14 protein-coding genes are annotated in these 18,092 nt (G+C 66.4%); 9 read left to right on the top strand and 5 right to left on the bottom strand.

Going from position 1 to position 18,092, the window contains the following annotated elements; translation table 11 throughout:
• Positions 1-14 precede the first annotated feature (14 nt).
• On the bottom strand, positions 15-905 hold the full coding sequence (locus M673_RS22115) for an AraC family transcriptional regulator (RefSeq protein ID WP_062215142.1): 891 nt from the start codon (positions 903-905) through the stop codon (positions 15-17).
• Between the two features lie 97 nt (positions 906-1,002).
• Between M673_RS22115 and M673_RS22110 the strand changes: the two genes are divergently transcribed.
• Positions 1,003-1,740 carry an SDR family oxidoreductase gene (locus tag M673_RS22110; RefSeq protein ID WP_061978887.1) on the top strand — a complete coding sequence of 246 codons (738 nt, stop codon included), beginning with the start codon at positions 1,003-1,005 and terminating at the stop codon, positions 1,738-1,740.
• Positions 1,741-1,902: 162 nt separating this feature from the next.
• On the opposite strand, the gene M673_RS22105 is transcribed toward M673_RS22110, so the two are convergent.
• Both M673_RS22105 and M673_RS22100 read right to left on the bottom strand, forming a co-directional pair.
• A complete protein-coding gene (locus M673_RS22105) occupies positions 1,903-2,910 on the bottom strand; it encodes a zinc-dependent alcohol dehydrogenase family protein (protein WP_061978886.1) in 1,008 nt (335 codons plus the stop codon).
• A gap of 375 nt (positions 2,911-3,285) precedes the next feature.
• Positions 3,286-4,338 carry a LacI family DNA-binding transcriptional regulator gene (locus M673_RS22100; protein ID WP_061978885.1) on the bottom strand — a complete coding sequence of 351 codons (1,053 nt, stop codon included), beginning with the start codon at positions 4,336-4,338 and terminating at the stop codon, positions 3,286-3,288.
• 173 nt (positions 4,339-4,511) lie between these two features.
• Between M673_RS22100 and M673_RS22095 the strand changes: the two genes are divergently transcribed.
• The 5 genes from M673_RS22095 (at position 4,512) to M673_RS22075 (ending at position 11,260) form a co-directional block, all read left to right on the top strand.
• Entirely contained in the window at positions 4,512-6,896 is a 2,385-nt protein-coding gene (locus tag M673_RS22095; RefSeq protein WP_061978884.1) for an alpha-L-rhamnosidase, read from the top strand.
• Between the two features lie 65 nt (positions 6,897-6,961).
• Entirely contained in the window at positions 6,962-8,248 is a 1,287-nt protein-coding gene (locus tag M673_RS22090; protein WP_061978883.1) for an ABC transporter substrate-binding protein, read from the top strand.
• Between the two features lie 101 nt (positions 8,249-8,349).
• Positions 8,350-9,249, top strand: a complete 900-nt coding sequence (locus M673_RS22085; RefSeq protein ID WP_061978882.1) for a carbohydrate ABC transporter permease — start codon at positions 8,350-8,352, stop codon at positions 9,247-9,249.
• Complete coding sequence (locus M673_RS22080) at positions 9,246-10,073, top strand: carbohydrate ABC transporter permease (protein ID WP_061978881.1); 828 nt, start codon at positions 9,246-9,248, stop codon at positions 10,071-10,073. Before M673_RS22085 ends, M673_RS22080 begins: the two co-directional genes overlap by 4 nt.
• A 38-nt stretch (positions 10,074-10,111) precedes the next feature.
• Positions 10,112-11,260: an ABC transporter ATP-binding protein gene (locus M673_RS22075; protein ID WP_082640021.1), complete on the top strand. Its 1,149-nt coding sequence runs from the start codon at positions 10,112-10,114 to the stop codon at positions 11,258-11,260.
• Positions 11,261-11,589: 329 nt separating this feature from the next.
• On the opposite strand, the gene M673_RS22070 is transcribed toward M673_RS22075, so the two are convergent.
• Positions 11,590-12,324, bottom strand: coding sequence for an NAD-dependent epimerase/dehydratase family protein (locus tag M673_RS22070; protein WP_061978880.1), 735 nt, complete (start codon positions 12,322-12,324; stop codon positions 11,590-11,592).
• 416 nt (positions 12,325-12,740) lie between these two features.
• Positions 12,741-13,511, bottom strand: coding sequence for a GntR family transcriptional regulator (locus M673_RS24375; protein ID WP_061978879.1), 771 nt, complete (start codon positions 13,509-13,511; stop codon positions 12,741-12,743).
• Between the two features lie 117 nt (positions 13,512-13,628).
• Here M673_RS24375 and pcaB point away from each other — a divergent pair, with 117 nt between their 5' ends.
• The 3 genes from pcaB (at position 13,629) to M673_RS22050 (ending at position 17,933) form a co-directional block, all read left to right on the top strand.
• Positions 13,629-14,975, top strand: a complete 1,347-nt coding sequence (gene pcaB, locus M673_RS22060; RefSeq protein WP_061978878.1) for a 3-carboxy-cis,cis-muconate cycloisomerase — start codon at positions 13,629-13,631, stop codon at positions 14,973-14,975.
• A 74-nt stretch (positions 14,976-15,049) separates the two neighbouring features.
• Positions 15,050-16,423: a cation:dicarboxylate symporter family transporter gene (locus tag M673_RS22055; RefSeq protein ID WP_061978877.1), complete on the top strand. Its 1,374-nt coding sequence runs from the start codon at positions 15,050-15,052 to the stop codon at positions 16,421-16,423.
• A 103-nt stretch (positions 16,424-16,526) separates the two neighbouring features.
• Entirely contained in the window at positions 16,527-17,933 is a 1,407-nt protein-coding gene (locus M673_RS22050; protein ID WP_061978876.1) for a class II fumarate hydratase, read from the top strand.
• Positions 17,934-18,092 lie beyond the last annotated feature (159 nt).

Raw genomic sequence — 18,092 nt, 5'->3', positions numbered from 1 at the left:
CTCGAACCCGTTCGTCAGTCGGCCGATCGCGGGGTGCGTCCCATGGTCCGCTTGTAGGCCTGCGTGAAGGCGCTCTGGGACCCGTAGCCGACCTCCTCGGCGACGGCGGCGACGCTTGATCCAGAGGACAGCTTGCGCCGGGCCAGGACCATTCGCCAAAGCGTCAGATAGTCCATCGGCGGGCGACCAACGCGCCGCGTGAAGCGCTGTGTGAAGGCGGAGCGGGACATGCCGACCTCCCGCGCCAGCATCGGCGCCGTCCAGCGACGGGCGACCTCGCCGTGCATCAGACCGATCGCCTTGGCCAGGCGGGGATCGGACAGGGCGGAAATCCAGCCGATCGTATCCGTCGACCCCGCCGCCACGAAGGCACGAACGGCCTCGACGACGAGGATTTCGGCCAGCCGCTCCGCGACGAGCGAACTGCCGACGTCCGCGTTTCGGATCTCCGCCTGGAGAGACAGCAGGGTCCGGGCGATGGCTGCGGCGGCCGGCGACGTGGGGTCGATGCGAAGGAACGGCGGCAGCGCGTCGAGCACGAACGGGGCGCAACCGTTCGCGAAGGCGCTGCCGCCTCCCACCATGGCGGTGTCGCGGCCTTCGCCCAGACGAACGGCGTCGTGCCCGGGAGCGGCGTAGAGGTCCATGCCGTCGGTCGGCTCGAAGTCGGGATCGCTGGCCACCGTGTAGCGTGTGTCGCTGAGCAGGAAGACGTCGCCCTCTTCCATTGGCTCCGTCCTGCCGCTCGGTAGAACGAGCCAGCATCGACCTCGGGTCATCGCGACGAACTTCAGGCGCGCCCGTCCGTCGAAGGAAAGCGCCCACCTGCCCGATGCCTCGAGGCTGGTGCCGCGAACGCTCCGCGTGCCCAGAAGGGACACGACGTCGGAGAAGGGATCGAGCATGATTTCGGCGGATCGCGACAAGAGAACGGTCGATCGAACATAGAGCCGCCAGCGGTGTCGTCCTAGCCTGCCTCCATCGCAACGAAGGAGGTTTCTCATGACCGTCGAGAACAAGATCGTCGCCGTCACCGGGGCCGGGCGCGGCATCGGCCGGGCCACCGCCCTGCTCCTGGCCGCCCGCGGGGCTCGCCTCGTGCTGGGAGCGCGCAGCGAGGCCGAGATCGCCGCTGTCGCAGCCGAGATCGAGAAGGCGGGCGGGAACGCCATCTACCAGGCAGTCGATGTCACCCGGCGCGCGGATCTGGAAGCCCTTGTCGGCCTCGCGGTGGAGCGGTTCGGTCGGCTGGACGTGATCGTCAACAATGCCGGGATCGGCCCGATCTCGCGCTTCGATGCCCTGCGGGTCGAGGACTGGGACGCGATGATCGACGTGAACCTGAAGGGCGCCCTTTACGGCATCGCGGCCGCGCTGCCCCTGTTCGTCGCCCAGCGCAGCGGCCACGTCGTGAACGTCGTCTCGACGGCCGGCCTCAAGATCGTCCCGACCATGGGCGTCTATGCCGCGACCAAGAACGCGTTGCGGACGGCGACCGAGGCCTTGCGGCAGGAATGCGTGCCCGGCCTGCGGGTGACGGAAGTCTCCCCCGGCTTCATCGACACGACCTTCGTCGACTCTTCGGTCAGCGATCCCGATGTCAGGGAGGAGCTCGGCAGGCGCAAGCGCGAACTCGCCATTCCGCCCCAGGCCATCGCGCGGGCCATCGCCTTCGCGATAGAGCAGCCTGACGACGTCGAGATCGGCAGCATCGTGGTTCGTCCCACCGCGCAAGACTGAGGACCTGAGGAAGGCGTCGATCGTGGGCCTTCGGCGACCACGATGGAAGGTTACGCGGGCAATGATGGGTCGAAGGCCGTCAGGCAGCGACCCGATAGGCGCCTCTTCTTAAGGTATACCGGGACACCGCCTGACAGGTCGCTTCAGATCAGGATTGGCCGCTCACCATTCGACGCCGATCTTCCCGAAATGGCTTGCGCCTTCCTCGTGCCGAAAGGCGCTCGCGAGGTCCGCGAGGGGGAAGCGGCGGTCGATGACGGGGCGGATCGCGTTCGCATCCAGCGCGCGGACGAACTCCTGCTGCTGCCGACGGCTTCCCACGATAAGCCCTTGCAGTTTGGCCTGCTTCGTCATGAAAGCGCCCGTCGGGATCTCGCCCGAAAAGCCCGTGAGAACCCCGATGAGCGCGATATGCCCACCGATCCGCACGGCCTCGATGGACTGGGCGAGGGTTCCTGGGCCGCCGACCTCGATGACGTGATCGACGCCCCTTCCACCGGTCCAGTCGCGAACCCGTCGTCCCCACTCCGGCTCAGCTCGATAGTTCAGCGTGAAGTCGGCCCCCATCGAGCGCGCGCGCTCGAGCTTCTCGTCCGACGATGACGTGATGGCGACGCTCGCTCCGAACATCTTCGCGATCTGAAGCGCCCAGACCGAGACGCCGCCCGTGCCGAGAAGGAGCACCGTGTCGCCCGCCTTGAGATGGGCGTCGCCGACCAGGGCACGCCAGGCCGTCAGGCCAGCCGTCGTGATGGCGGCAGCCTCCACCGCATCGTAGCCCTTCGGCGCGCGGGTGAACGCGGTGGCGGGAAGAACCACGCTTTCCTGTGCGAATCCATCGATGCCGTCGCCCGGCGTTCGCGCGAAGTCGCCAACGGTCGGCGAGCCGTCTTGCCAATCCGGAAAGAAGCAGGAGACGACCATGTCTCCCGGCGTGAACTCAGCCACGCCCTTGCCGACGCTTTCGACGATGCCCGCGCCATCGGCCAGGAGAATGCGCCCGTCCTCGGTCTTCATCTGCCCCTTGGCGACGGCCAGATCGTGGAAGTTCAAGGAAGCCCCGTGCAGGGCGACACGGATCTCCCCCGGCCCAGGCCGACCGGGATCGGGGTGGTCCTCGGCCACGATACGGTCCAGACCGGCCGGTGCTCGCAATGCCATTGCCTTCATCGTTGTGTTTCCCTTCCGTCTCGCGCGTTGGATGCGCCAACCTGCGTTGGAGATAGGGCATCTCCGCGTCCGGGAACGAAGAGGATCCGCATTCGCGACCTGGGCAGGCGGAAACCCGTCCGGCGGCGAGTTCTTCGGGTCGGGTCGTGACGCGGGTCGTGACGCCCCTGGCTCTCGCCGGAATTTCCAGCACCTCGACGCCGACCCTGCCGGCGTCGACATACCGACTGGCGGGGTCAGGGCTCCGAGATAGATCACCTGTTCGTCGGACCATGTCCGAGCCAGCGAGCGGCTGTTCCGACATCGGCAGTTCGCGACGGCGGGACCGTCCCTTGCATATGTCGAAGACCCGAAATCGAATGCACGCCTGCCGCTTCAGTCGCGAGGGGCCAGGCTGGCCCGCTCGACGAGGCGCGGCCGTGTGAGGTGATGGTGCGGCGCGTAGCGTCCCTCGATCCGCTCCAGAAGCTGGTGGGTCGCCTGCGCGCCGAGTTGGCGCCCTGACTGATCGACGCTGCTCAGCGCGTTCTGCGCGAGATTGCAGAGCGGCGAGTTGTCGTAGCCGACGATCGACAGGTCGCGCGGGATCGCCAGACCCATCTGCGTGGCGACGCTGATGGCTTCCAGCGCGCAGGCGTCCGTCCAGCAGAACAGGGCCTCTGGCCGGGGCGATTGTTCCAGAAGCGGGCGGATGACCTGTCCCGCGAACGGGCTGTTCTCGGCCCGGTGCACCTCGATCCAGCGGTCGAGGCCGCGCCGCTGCATGGCGCGTCGATAGCCGATCTCGCGGTGCGCGGTCACGGCGAAGCTCTCGTCCGGCGTCAGCGCGAGGCTGACATGGGCGATGCGGCGAAGGCCCGCCTCCGCCAGCCGGTCCACCACCATCTCGGCGCCCAGCGCGTCGTCGTTGTTGATCGTGTCGTAATGCTCGGCCTCGGGGCGGTGATGGCCGATCACGACGGTCGGAATGCGCTGCGCGGCCTCGTCCAGAAGCGCCAGCGGCATTCGGGGCGCCAGGAAGATCAGCCCGTCCATCTGCCGGTCCACCATGGCCTCGACCAAGGTTCGCTCCGTGCCGACCGCCGAGTTCGAGACGCCGAGCAGGGGCTGGTAGGGCGTCTCGGCCAGAACCGTGCCGATGCCGATCATGATCTCGGAAAAGAAGGGGTTGCGGATGTCCGACAGGACCACGCCGAGCGTGTAGGAGCGCCCGCGCATCCCTCTCGCCGAGGCGTTCGGACGATAGCCGAGGCGCTGGATCGAGGCGTTGACGCGCTCCTTCAGCCCGTCGCTGACCCCATAGGCGTTGCGCAGGACCTTGGACACGGCCGAAACCGAGACGCCCGCGTCGCTCGCGACGGTTCGGATCGTCGCGCGGCCCGGCCGTCCACTCGTTTGCTTCGGCCCCGTGCCCGACCCTGGCTTCACAGCGACCTCGTTCTTCCCGACCGTACCTCAGTTCTCCTTATCGTATCGGATGGCGGTTCGGCTATTGCCACGGAGACGATTTTGTAGAACGATGCACGTAGAACGATACACAAAATGATGATGCCGGTTCGTGGCGGGATGAAGGGCCACGGACCGAGGGGGGAGACAGGCGGATGGACGGTGGAAACCTGAGCATTGGCGCGCCGGGAGCGGACCACGCGAACTGGACGGCGCGGATGATCCACCCGTTGAGCGACGAGGGCGTCGGCACGCCGGCGTCGTTTCTGCGCCGGCGTTTCACGTTGGACGGTGTTTCCGGCGCCGAGACGCTGCGGATCAGCGCGCTCGGCCTTTATCGCTGCTTCATCAACGGACGGCGTGTGGGCGAGGACCTGCTGACGCCCGGCTGGACCAGTTACGACCGCCGCCTGTCCTACCAGACCTATCCCGTCTCCGATCTTCTGACGCCGGGCGAGAACACGATCGAGATCTGGCTCGCCGACGGCTGGTACCGCTCTCAGATCATGTGGGGGCAGGCGCCGATCTTCAACTGCTGGGGCGACAAGACCGGCGTGATCGCGGAGCTTCGGGCGGGCGCCGATGGCGCGCTGCTGCTGGCCACCGATGCGTCCTGGCGCAGCGGCCTGCTGCCGATCCGCGCCTCCGGTCTCTACTTCGGCGAAACCTTCGACGCCCGGCGCACCGCGCTGGAGGAAACCCACGGCGCGGAGGCGCTCGCCTTCGACACGAGCCTTCTCCTCCCCCACGAAACGCAGCCGGTGCGCGAACTGGCCGCCCTGGAGCCGATCGCGCAGACACGCGACGCGGAGGGGCGCGCGATCTACGATTTCGGACAGAACGCGGCGGGCTACATCGCCTTCGAGGTCGAGGGCGAGCCGGGCGCCAAGGTGGTCGTCGAACATTCCGAGATTCTCGACCGCGACGGACACTTCGAGAATTCGAACTACCGCACGGCCGAGGCGCGCATCACCTATATCCTGCGCGGCGAGGGGCCGGAGGCGTTCCGGCCGCATTTCACCTTTCAGGGCTTCCGCTACGCTCGCGTCTCCATCGAGGGCCGCGCGACGTTGCGCTCGATCCGCTCGGTGCCGATCAGCTCGGTCTACCCGCAACGCGGCCGGTTCACCTGCGGCCATCCGCTGGTGAACCGCTTGGTGGAGAACACGCTCTGGTCGCAGCGGTCCAACTTCATCGAGGTGCCGACCGACTGCCCCCAGCGCGACGAGCGCCTGGGCTGGACGGGCGACGCGCAGGTCTTCGCGCCGACCGCCTGCTACCTGCACGACAGCCACGACTTCCTGCGCAAATGGCTGCGCGACGTGATGGCGGATCAGCGGGCCGACGGGGCGATCCCGCATGTCGTGCCCGATCCCACGCGCCTTCACCCCGATCTTTATCCCGGCTTCTTCGGCTCGACCGGTTGGGGCGACGCGATCGCGATCGTGCCCTGGACCCTTTACCTCCACTATGGCGATCTCGACATTCTCGCGGAAACGCTGCCCGCCATGGTGCGCTGGGTGGACTTCGTCTGGTCGATCTCGGACGGGCCGATCGTTCGCCCGCCGCGCCAGTGGGGCGCGCGGGGCTTCACCTTCGGCGACTGGCTCCAGCCCAAGGGGCCGAGCGCCAAGCCCTTGCCGACCATCGGCGACGAGGCGTCGGCGACGATCTACCTGTTCATCACCTCTAGCCTCGTGTCGCGCATCGCCCGGCTGGTTGGCGACGAGGCGACCGCCGAGCGGATGCGCGAGCGCGCCGAATGCGTGCGCCGGGCCTTCGCGGACGAGTTCGTCACGCCGGCCGGGCGGGTCGGAAACGACGACCAGACCTCCTACGCGCTCGCCGTGCTCCACGATCTCGTGCCGCCCGAACGTCTGGGCGCGGTTCGCGCGAACTTCCGCAATGCCATCGCCCGGTCGGAGGGGCGCATCGGAACCGGCTTCATCGGCACGCCCGCGCTTCTGCCGGCGCTCGTGAAGCTCGGCGAGACGGGGCTGGCCAGTCAGGTCTTCCTGCAGGAGGACGTGCCGGGCTGGCTTTATCAGGTGAAGCAGGGCGCCACCACGATCTGGGAGCGCTGGGACGCGATCCAGGTGGACGGATCGGTGTTCGATCCGCAGATGAACTCCTACAACCACTATGCCTATGGCGCCGTGTGCCAGTGGCTTTTCGAGGCGGTGGCGGGACTGCGCCCCGACCCCGACGCCCCCGGCTTCGGCCGCGTGATCTTCGAGCCGCTCGTGCTGCCGGCGCTCGGCCATGCGCGGGCCGAGTACGAGAGCCGGCTCGGAACCGTCCAGGCGGCCTGGCGGGTCGATGACGAGGGCATGGTGGACTATGACATCGTCCTGCCGGCGGGGAGTTCCGGCCTTCTCCGCCTACCGGCCGGGGCCGGGGAGGCGACGCTGGGGGGGCAGCCCGTATCGGCCGATGGCGAGACGGCGCTGGCCGCCGGCCACCACCGGGTTCGTTTCTGCGCGCCGGAGCTGCGGCCCGGCCTGCCGGCCTTCGCGGCCCATACCAGCCGAACGCCTTGAGCCCCGGATGGCGGGACGGGAGCCCGCCTTCCGCCATCATCCACATCGTTTTTGGGAGGAAACAGATGAACCGTCGCAAAGGCCTGTCCATTCTGTGGGGAACGCTCGCCATCGGCCTGCTCTCCGGGTCAGTGGGCGCGTCCGCTGAGGACACCCAATTGTCCCTGCTGGTCGACAATGCCCCACATACGATCGCCGTGTCGCAGGCGCTCGTCGCCGCCTTCCAGGACAAGAATCCCGACATCGCGATCGAGATCGAAACGCGCCCCAGCGGCGGCGAGGGCGACAATATCGTCAAGACGCGCCTGGCCACCGGGCAGATGACCGACATCTTCTGGTACAATTCGGGCGCGCTCCTGCAGGCGCTCGCCCCCACGCGCACGCTTCTGGATCTCGCCGACCAGCCCTATGCCGCCACGATGGACCCCGCCTTCAAGGCGGCGGTCAGCATGGGCGGCGAGGTCTTCGGCGTTCCCACGCGCCCGGCCGAGGCTTTCGGCATTCTCTACAACCGTCGCCTCTATGCCGAGCTCGGGCTCCAGGTCCCCCGGACCTGGGCCGACTTCATGAAGAACAACGAGGCGATCAAGGCGGCGGGGCACACCGCCGTGATCCAGACCTATCGCGACACCTGGACCTCGCAGATCCTCGTGCTCGCGGACTATTACAACGTCCAGCGCCGCGAGCCGGACTGGGCCGCGCGCTTCACGGCGAACAAGGTCAAGTATGCCGACGACCCGGTGGCCCTCAAAGGGTTCGAGCGCCTGAAGGCCGTGCATGACGGCGGCTTCCTGAACGAGGATTTCGGCGCGGCCGGCTACGAGGACGGCCTGCGCATGCTGGCGGAAGGGGAGGGTGCGCACTATCCCATGCTCACCTTCGCCATCCAGGCCATCGCCGAGCTCTATCCCGACCGGCTGGCCGACATCGGCTTCTTCTCCCAGCCCGGCGAGGACGCGGCCGACAACGGCCTGACGACCTGGCTGCCGGCGGCCTTCTACATTCCGCGCTCCACGAGCCACGCCGAGGAAGCCAAGCGCTTCCTCGCCTTCGCGGCGAGCCCGGAAGGCTGCGCGGTGCAGAACAAGGTGGCCGCCGCCAACGGACCCTATCTCGTCCAGGGCTGCTCGCTGCCGGCCGATCTCCCGGCCGTGGTCCGCGACGTGCTCGCCTATTTCGATGCAGGCAAGACCGCGCCGGCTCTGGAATACCTCTCGCCGGTCAAGGGGCCGCAGCTCGAGCAGCTGACGGTGGAAGTCGGATCGGGCATCCGCCAGCCCGAGGACGCCGCCCGCCTCTACGACAAGGACGTCGCCCGGCAGGCGCAGCAGCTCGGCCTGCCCGGCTGGTGAGGATCGCACAAAGGGGCCGCGCCGGAAGCGGGCGGCCCCGACGCGGCGAAAACCCTTCCGCCAAGCCTTGCCCCACGTCCCATCCGTCACGCAGGACGACGATGACCGAGATCCATTCCCCGTCCGCCGAGCCGACCGCGCGTCGGCGGCGCAGCCCCTATCCGTTCTGGTTCTACCTGCCCGCCGCCGCGATCTACGGCGTCCTGTTCCTGTTTCCGGCGCTGTCCTCGATCTGGTTCAGCCTCACGCGCTGGACCCTTTTCGAGTCGAGCTTCATCGGCCTCGACAATTTCCGTGCCTTCTTTCAGGAGCCCTTCCTGGTTCAGGGCCTCGTCAACACCGTGATCTTCGGCTTCCTGACCTCGGGTCTGAAGACCGTGCTGGGGCTGCTTCTGGCGGTGCTTCTGACCTCGCGCATCGCGGCGCGCGACTTCCTGCGCTCGCTCGCCTTCTTTCCCGTCCTCGTCAGCACGATCGGCGTCGGCATCGCCTTCACGGCCATGATGCATCCGACCCATGGGGTCATCAACGAGGGGCTGGCGCTTCTCGGCGTCAAGGGGCCGGGCTGGCTGACCGACCCGCGCCTGGCGCTCCTGTCGGTGGCGGTCGTGGATGTCTGGAAAGGCGTCGGGCTCGCCACGGTGATCTTCATCGCCGGCATCGTTTCGATCCCGAAGGACTATTACGAGGCCGCGCGGATCGACGGGGCGCGCTCGCTCGCGCAGTTCACCTATGTCACGCTGCCGCTGGTGCGGCCCGCCACCGTGACGGTGGTGACCCTGTCGTTCATCGGAGGGCTCAGAACCTTCGACCTCGTCTGGGCCATGACCAAGGGCGGGCCGGGCTTTGCCTCCGACGTCGTCGCCTCGGTGATCTACAAACAGTATCAGGCCGGTTTCTACGGCCTGTCGACGGCGGGAAACGTCATCCTCTTCGCGCTGATCGCGGTGCTGGTGCTGCCGCTCTACGCCTTTCTGAACCGTGAGGAGGACCGCTCGTGAGACGCAAGCGCAGGCCCGTCGCAAACCTCGCCTCGGTCGTGATCTTCGCGGTCGTCTTTCTCGTGCCCTTCGCCTTCATCGCGCTCAACGCCGTGAAGACGCGCGCGGAGGCCAACCGGCTCGACTTTTCCTGGCCCACCAGCTTCGCGCTCTGGGACAATCTCGTGGCCGTGATCTCGGCGCGCAACTACATGTTGCTCACCGCCTATCTCAACTCCACCCTCATCACGCTCGCCAGCGTCACCCTGCTCGTGATCCTGGGCGCGATGGTCGGCTATGTCCGGCAGCGCCGGAAGAGCCGCTGGAACGGGGTGATCGACGCTCTGGTTCTGGCGGGGCTGATGATCCCGCCCGCCGTGGTGCCCACCATCTGGCTGCTTCAGCAGATCGGCCTCTTCGCCACGCTGCCGGGCATGGTGCTGATCCAGGTCGCCTACAACATCTCGTTCTGCGTGATCCTCTATCGCGCCTTCATCGCCACGCTCCCGCGCGAGTTGGACGAGGCGGCCATCATCGACGGCGCCAAGCCGCTCGACATCTTCTTCCGGGTGATCCTGCCGCTCTTGAAGCCGGTGACGGTGACCAACATCGTGGTGCAGTCGGTCGCCATCTTCAACGACTTCGTCAATCCGCTCTACTACCTGCCGGGCAACGGCAACGTGACGGTTCAGCTGACGCTCTACAATTTCCAGAGCCAGTACGCGACGCAGTACAACCTCCTGTTCACGAACATCCTGCTCGTGACGATCCCGCCGCTGGTCGTCTTCCTGTTCTTCAACCGCCAGATCGTGGCCGGCATGACCGCCGGCGCGGTGAAGGGCTGAGCGACGGGAAACCCGGGCGCGCGCCCGAAAGGAACTCCATGGCCGACCTGTCGCTTCAATCCATCCGCAAGGCGTTCGGCGCCGTCGAGGTCATCAAGGGCATCGACCTCTCGATCCGGCACGGCGAGTTCGTGGTCTTCGTCGGGCCGTCCGGCTGCGGCAAGTCCACGCTCCTGCGCATGATCGCGGGGCTCGAGGAAATCACCAGCGGCGAGCTCCGCATCGGCGGGCGCCTGTGCAACGACGTCGAGCCGAGCGAGCGCGGTATCGCCATGGTGTTCCAGTCCTATGCGCTCTACCCGCATATGAGCGTCTACGACAATGTCGGCTTCGGGCTGAAGCTGGCGAAGACGCCGAAGGCCGAGCGAGACCGGCGCGTGCGCGAGGCGGCCCGCGTCCTGCAGATGGAGCATCTTCTGGAGCGCCGCCCGCGCGAGCTTTCGGGCGGCCAGCGCCAGCGCGTGGCGATCGGACGCGCCATCGTGCGCAAGCCCGAGGTGTTTCTGTTCGACGAGCCGCTCTCCAATCTCGACGCGGCCCTGCGCGCCGACACGCGCATGGAACTGGCGCGGCTTCATGCCGAGCTGGGCGCGACCATGATCTACGTCACCCACGATCAGGTCGAGGCGATGACCCTTGCCGACAAGATCGTGGTGCTGGACGGCGGCGTGGTGCAGCAGGTCGGCCGACCCATCGATCTCTACAAGAACCCCGCCAATCTCTTCGTCGCCGGCTTCATCGGCGCGCCGAAGATGAACATGCTGCCCGTTCGCGTCGCGGCGGGCGGGAATGGGGAAAGCGTCCTGCTTGCCGAGGGGGCGGGGGAGGTGCTGCGCCTGCCGTCCGTCGCCGGCCTGAATGTCGGCCGCAACCTGACGCTGGGCCTGCGCCCCCAGGCCCTCCGCCTGGACGCGGACGGCTCGATCGCGGGCGAGGTCGAGACAGTGGAGCGACTGGGCAACGAGACGGTGGTGGCGTTCCGCTGGGCAGGCGGGCGGCGCTGGCTGGCCGTGATCGCGGGAGACCATATCCTGCGCCGAGGGGACGCCATTCGCATGGCCGCGATCGAGGAGGAGGTTCTCCTGTTCGACGAAAGCGGCAACCGGCTTCCCATCGATCGAGCCGGCTCGCCCCCGCCTCGCGCGGCGGCGGAGAACGGTTCCGCCCCTGCCGACCTCGACGCCTGAGGCTTCGCGAACCGCCGGGGGCGGATGCGATCGCAGGGTCGCCAGACGCCGTTTCGCTCGGCCCGACAATTGCGCCTCGACTGGATATGAGCTCTTCGCGAGGCCGACCACGGGGGCATTGTCCCCGGTGGGACTGGTGATCGGCGCGCTATCTCGTCGCCGACCGGGTGATCGATCCCGGTCGCGGTAGCAGCAAGCTTGCGCTGCGCTTCCAGAACGGCTTCGAGAAAGCGGCCGTTCCAGACATGCCATCGGCCTTCCCCAAAACGATCGTACTGTAAGAAAGGAAGTCGCAGCGGAAGCGAGTTGCTCCTGACGCGCGTTCTCTCCTACAGGCCGAGTATTTCGAAGGCGTCGTCCTCGGGCGAATAGCCCAGGACCTCTCGGCTTTCCTCCAATGTAAGACGCTTGTAACGATTGTCGGAAACGCCGTTGACGATGGCAAACCCGACCGTTTCGACGTCAACCGCGCGGACCAACAATTGCACGGCATCGCGATGGCTTATGAACGCACTGACATCACGGGGCGAATGCTTTTCTCCGGGCAGGAATTCGGCGAAATTGGCAATTCGGACGGCGATAACGGATAGGCCTTCCTGCGTCGAGAAATAGGATCCGAGCGCCTCGCCAAAGCACTTCGTTACGCCGTACAGATTCTTCGGCCTGACGGGATCGCGAACCGAGACCTGGCGATCCTCCGGATAACCCTCGATCGTCTGCGCGCTGCTGGCGAACACGACGCGGCGGCAACCGGCATCCGCCGCCGCGCGGAAGATATTGAACGCTCCCTTGATGTTGGCGTCGAGCAGCGATCCATAGAAGTCTGCGATCGGCCCGGGATCGGCGGCAAGATGGACGACCGTATCGATACCCTCGCAAGCTCGTCTGCATGCTTCCAGATCGGCAATGTCCATAGCCAAGGCGTCGTCCTCGACACCGAACGACGACGTGTCTCGATCCGCAAGGCGAAGGTGCAGCCGCTTCGGAGCCATCGACCGAAATGCAGACCCGACCCGACCAGCGGCTCCCGTCAAAAGAACTGTCCTCGAGCCGTTCCCAGCCATTCCATCATCTCCGATCAATGTCAGTCTCCACGGGTTCGACTCTCTCGCGAGACAGGCCGAGCCGATACGGACGCTTTCCGTCCACAAGCGAACGAGGCGTCAGAAAGGCACCGTTCCCCTCCGAAACCGTGCTTCTTCGCAGACGCCGAGTTCCGAAGTCCTGTTCCGGATCGGATACGCTCGAAACCGCTCGATGCAAACGGCAAAGCGGAAGAAGTTCCTGCGTTCCGAATGACCGGTTTCGGCCCGTCGCTACCACGATCGAACCAAACGCTCAGTTGGCGCTCTCGCGCCTCGCAGCCTCGCTCGCGTCATCGGAAAGACCGGCCCCAGGCGCGCCTCTCCTTGCGCCGCGGCCAAAAGGGGGGCGCCGAGTATAGAGCCCCTCTTGCGGAGTTTCAGTCAGACGGTGTCTCTCAGTCAGCGGGCCCGGATACAGGGTTTGTTGTATCGTCGTTGCGCCGCAGACGAGACACATAGGAAAAACGCTGGCCCGGATGCAGGCTGATGGAGAAGAGCGCGAGCTCGCTCTCGCCGAGGAAGTATCGTCGCGTGATTTCAAGCGTGTGATCACCAGCATCCGCCTCGAGCGGCGCGGCCAGAACCGCCGGGAGTCCGCAGGCCTTGAGCGTCTGCTCTACCAAGGTTACCGGCCTTCCGGCGAATTCTTCGACGAGTTCCGACACGGTACCCCGATGGCCGTCCATATGTTGGCGGACGAATTCGGAAAAGCTTTCCGCCACATAGACGTCCGTCCAGCAGATCGGTGCCATCGGCGGATCGGAGCGTTGGCAACGCCGAAACGAGACGACGAGCCAGCGTGACCCCGCCTCGATCTCGAAACGGGCGGCGGCGGCGCGATCGGCGACCCAGCTGGAGATCGTCAGGCTGTCGCGCAACGTGTCTGAAGCATATTGGACGATCGCTTCGACCGATCCCAACGTCTGGGTGAAGCCGCGTTCGTGGGTTTGCGGGATGGCCGCCTCGACACGCGTGCCAAGGCTTGGGCGGCGTGAGACGAGGCCCAACTTCTGCAACTCGCCTAGCGCTGCGCGAAGGGTCGAGCGGCTTACTCCAAGCAGGACGGCGAGCGTCGGCTCGTTCGGCAGCGTGGAGCCGACGGGATAGACGCCCTCGGCGATCTCGCCTGCCAGCCGATGAGCAACCTGCGCGTAACGCGTCTTCAATGCGCACCATCCTCCATCGGCAGCCACGACAGCATTAGCGCAATTCTCTGTCCGGACAAAGCCGTTGACATTGTTCGGACCGCGTAGTTTGTTCGAACAAAAGGAAAGGGTGGTCGTTTGTCTAGCACCGTCTTCGACTCGCTGTTGTTTCGTGACATGTTCGGAACGGCCGCCATGCGCGCCGTCTTCGCCGACGAGGCATTGGTTGCTCGCTATCTGGAAGCGGAAGCTGCTCTTGCCCGCGCGCAGGCGCGGCTCGGCGCCATTCCCGCCACGGCCGGGACAGCGATCGACGCGGCGGCCCACGCTATCCAGATCGATTTCGATCGTCTGCGCCGCGAGACCGAAATCGTCGGCTATCCCATCCTGCCGCTCGTCCATCAGCTCGCCGAGGCGGCGGGCGAGGCCGGTGGATATGTCCATTGGGGTGCGACGACGCAGGACATCATGGACACGGCGAACGTGCTCCAGATCCGCGCGGCGCTGGATCTCGTGGAAGCCGATATCGAGGCTCTGCGCACGATCCTCGCCCGGCTCGCCAAGAGCCATCGCGACACGCCGATGGCTGGACGCACCCATCTGCAGCAGGCGCTACCCATCACCTTCGGCTACAAGGCGGCGGTCTGGCTGTCTTGCCTCGATCGGCATGCCGAGCGCCTGCCGGGCCTGCGCTCACGGGTCTTGTTCGGCGAGTTTTCGGGTGCCGCCGGAACCTTGGCTTCGATCGGCCAAGGCGGCCTGGAGATGCAGGGCGCGTTCTGCGCGGAACTCGGCCTCGCTCAGCCCCCGATCACATGGCACGTCGCGCGTGATGGCATTGCGGAGGTCGTGTCCTTTCTGGGGCTCGTCACCGGCTCCCTCGCCAAGATCGCGACCGACGTCATGCTGATGATGTCGACGGAGTTCGGCGAAGTCTCGGAGCCCTTCGTTCCGGGACGCGGCGCGTCCTCCACCATGCCGCAGAAGCGCAATCCCATTTCCAGCGAGCTGATCCTGGCCGCGGCGAAATCGGTTCGCCAGCAGGTCGCCACGATGCTGGACGGCATGATCCACGATTTCGAGCGCGCTACCGGTCCCTGGCACGTCGAATGGATCGCCGTGCCGGAGAGCTTCATTCTCACGGCCTCGGCGCTCGCCAACGCTCGGTACATGCTCGACGGGCTGGTGGTCCACGAGGCGCGCATGCGCACCAATCTCGATCTGACAGGCGGGCTCATCGTCGCCGAGGCGGTGATGATGGCGGCCGCCCCCAGGCTCGGGCGCCAGCACGCGCATGATGTCGTCTACGAGGCCTGCCGCGCCGCGATCGAGGGCGGTGGTCGTCTCGCCGACATCCTGAAGACCAAGCCTGAAGTGATGGAGGCCCTGGGAGGGGCCGAGGCCATCGAGAGCGCCTGCAATCCGGCGAACTATCTCGGCCTTTGCGGCGAGATGGTCGACCGGGTTCTGGCCGGCCGGGGCTGAGGCGCCGGAGAAATCGACCAAGGGGCCGGATGAATCGCGCGCACGGCGCGCCATCCGGACGGGAGGAGTACCCCATGAACAGCATTTCGCCCAAGGCGGCCGGAGCGGCCCCGATCAAAGCGGGCAAGCCCATCTGGAAAGGGCTTGGGTTTCAGGTGATCGTCGGCATGGTGCTCGGCATCCTGGTCGGCCTGATCTGGCCGGAATTCGGCGCGTCGCTGAAGATCCTCGGCGACATCTTCCTGCGCCTCATCAAAACGGCGGTCGCCCCGCTCGTCTTCCTGACGGTGGTGGCGGGCATCGCGGCGGCGGGCGACTTCAAGCGCGTCGGCAAGGTGGGGCTCATCGCCACCCTTTATTTCGAGATCATCTCCACGATCGCTATCGTGTTCGGCTTGGCCGCCGCCTACCTCTTCGACGTCGGACGCGGCATGGGGCAGATCGCGGCCTCGGCGAGCGCGACGAAGGGCGCGGCCGACGCGGCCAAGAAGGCCGTCGATTCCCATACGACCTTCAGCCAGTTCTTTCTGAATGTCTTTCCCGACAACTTCTTCGGCGCCTTCGCGCGCGGCGAACTTCTCCAGGTGCTCGTGATCGCCATCATTTTCGGCGCGGCGCTCTTGTCTTTGAAGCCGGATAAGCGCGCACCGATCGAAAGGGGTCTCGCCACGATCTCGACCGCCTTCTTCGAATTCATCCATCTCATCATGAAGCTCGCGCCGATCGGCACGTTCGGCGCGGTGGCCTATGCTGTCGGCGCGAACGGCACGAACGTCCTGGTTGCCCTCGCCTGGCTTGTGCTGAGCTTCTACATCGCCATCGTCGGCTTTGTCGTGATCGTGCTCGGCACGGTGTCGATGATCTTCCGTATCAACCTTCTCGGCCTCCTGCGCTATATCAGGGACGAGATCGTCGTCGTGCTTGGCACGGCCTCGTCCGAAAGCGTCCTGCCGAGACTTCTCGAAAAGCTGCCCGGCTACGGCGCCTCGAAACAGGTCGTCGGTCTCGTGATGCCGACCGGCTACGCCTTCAACCTGGACGGCACGTCCATCTTCATGGGCATGGGCGTCGTCTTCCTCAGCCATGCCTATGGCATCGACATCACCTGGACGCAGCTCGGAACGCTGATGGCCATCATGCTTTTGACGTCGAAGGGCGCGGCGACGGTTTCGGGCGGGAGCTTCGTCGTCTTCGCGGCGACAGTCACCGCTTCCGGCTTCATCCCGGTGGAGGGCCTCGCCTTGATCTTCGGCGTCTACCGTTTCATGTCGATCGCCGTTTCCACCTGCAACGCCATCGGCAATTGCGTGGCGACCGTGGTGACGGCGAAACTCTGCGGCGAGTTCGACCCGGCTATGGCGGAGCTGGCAAACCGCGATCCCCTTGCCGCCGAGCGGGCCGTCACATCCGAGTTCGAGCGTGGGGACGCGGCTGCAGCCCTCGCCTGAGGAGCTGAGATACCTCAGCTACTGGATGGTTCTTCCGGGGAGACTCACGAGCTCCCCGCCGTCCCGGCTTTCGCCATCGGCCCACCCATCAAGGACCTCGAACATGACCGATCAACCGGCTTGCCGGATCGAGCACGACGCCTTCGGCCCGGTCGAGATTCCCGCCGACCGCTATTGGGGCGGGCAGACGCAACGCGCGCTCGGTGTGTTCGAGATCGGCGACGAGCGTTTCCCGGCTTCTCTCGTTCGGACCTTCGGCCTGCAGAAGCTCGCGGCGGCCCGCGCCAATCGACGGCTCGGAACGATCGACCCGATCCTGGCCGACGCAATCGAGGCAGCGGCCCGCGAGTTGTGGGAGGGTCGCTTCGACGACCACTTTCCGCTGACGATCTGGCAGACGGGGTCCGGTACCCAGACCAACATGAATGCGAACGAGGTCATCGCAAACCGCGCCAACGAGGCCCTTGGGCACCCGCTCGGACGTCGCCAGCCGATCCATCCCAACGACCATGTGAATCGCTCGCAATCCTCGAACGACAGCTTTCCGACCGTCATGCACCTCTCGACGGCGATCAAGCTGCGCAACGGGCTGCTGCCCGCGCTCGGGCTCCTGCGCGACACGCTCGCCGCCAAGGCGCGGGAGTTCGAGGGCATCGTCAAGATCGGCCGGACCCACATGATGGACGCCGTTCCGATGACGGTCGGACAAGGCTTCGACGCCTTCGCCCGGCAGATCGGTCTCGGGATCGACCGGGTCGAGGCGACGATGCCGCGCCTGTACCTGCTGGCGCAAGGCGGCACGGCCGTTGGCTCGGGACTGAACGCGCCGGATGGGTTCGACGAGGTCTTCTGCGCCGAAGTGGCGAGCCTGAGCGGGCTCCCGTTCCTGCCCAATCCGAGCAAGTTCGAGGGGATGGGTGCTCATGACACTTTGGTCGAAGTCTCGGGCGCGCTCAACGTTCTCGCCGTCTCGCTGATCAAGATCGCCAACGACATCCGCCTGCTCGCCTCCGGGCCGCGATGCGGCCTCGGCGAGCTCGTCCTGCCGGACGACGGGCTGTCCTCCTCCATCATGCCGGGAAAGCGCAACCCGACCATTGCGGAGGCGCTGGTGCAGGTCGCCTTTCAGGTCATCGGCAATCACGCGACGATCTCGGCGGCGGGCGCGTCGGGAAGCTTCGAGCTCAACGTCGCCAAACCCGTTCTTGTCCACAACCTCCTGCAATCGATCCGCCTCCTGACGGACGGTTCGCGGATCTTCGCCACGAAACTGGTTCGAGGCCTCGACGTCGACCGAGAGCGTCTCGCCGCGAATGTCGCCGACGCGCTGCTCCTCGCCACGGTTCTCAATCCAATCTTGGGCTACGATCGCGTCGCCGACATCACCAAGAAGGCGCTGAGCGAGAACCTGACGCCGCGAGCGGCGGGCATCGCGCTGGGCTACGTGACAGGAGAGGACTACGACCGCATCGTCGACCCGAAGACGATGGTTGCACCTGTGCCGCGCTAGCCAGGGCAGCGCCCCCACGAACTCGGGAGTCAGGTCGTTGCCGAGAACGGCGATGCCGAAGCCGATTTCGAAAACCGGCGTCATGAGCGACAGGACGCCAAGGCGCGACGCGAGGTAGGCGCGCATCGACGGTTCGCCGAAGATGCGGGCTCGGCATCT

Source organism: Aureimonas sp. AU20, assembly GCF_001442755.1.
In the GTDB taxonomy this organism is placed as follows: domain Bacteria; phylum Pseudomonadota; class Alphaproteobacteria; order Rhizobiales; family Rhizobiaceae; genus Aureimonas.
This window is presented reverse-complemented; position numbering and strand designations above follow the sequence as displayed.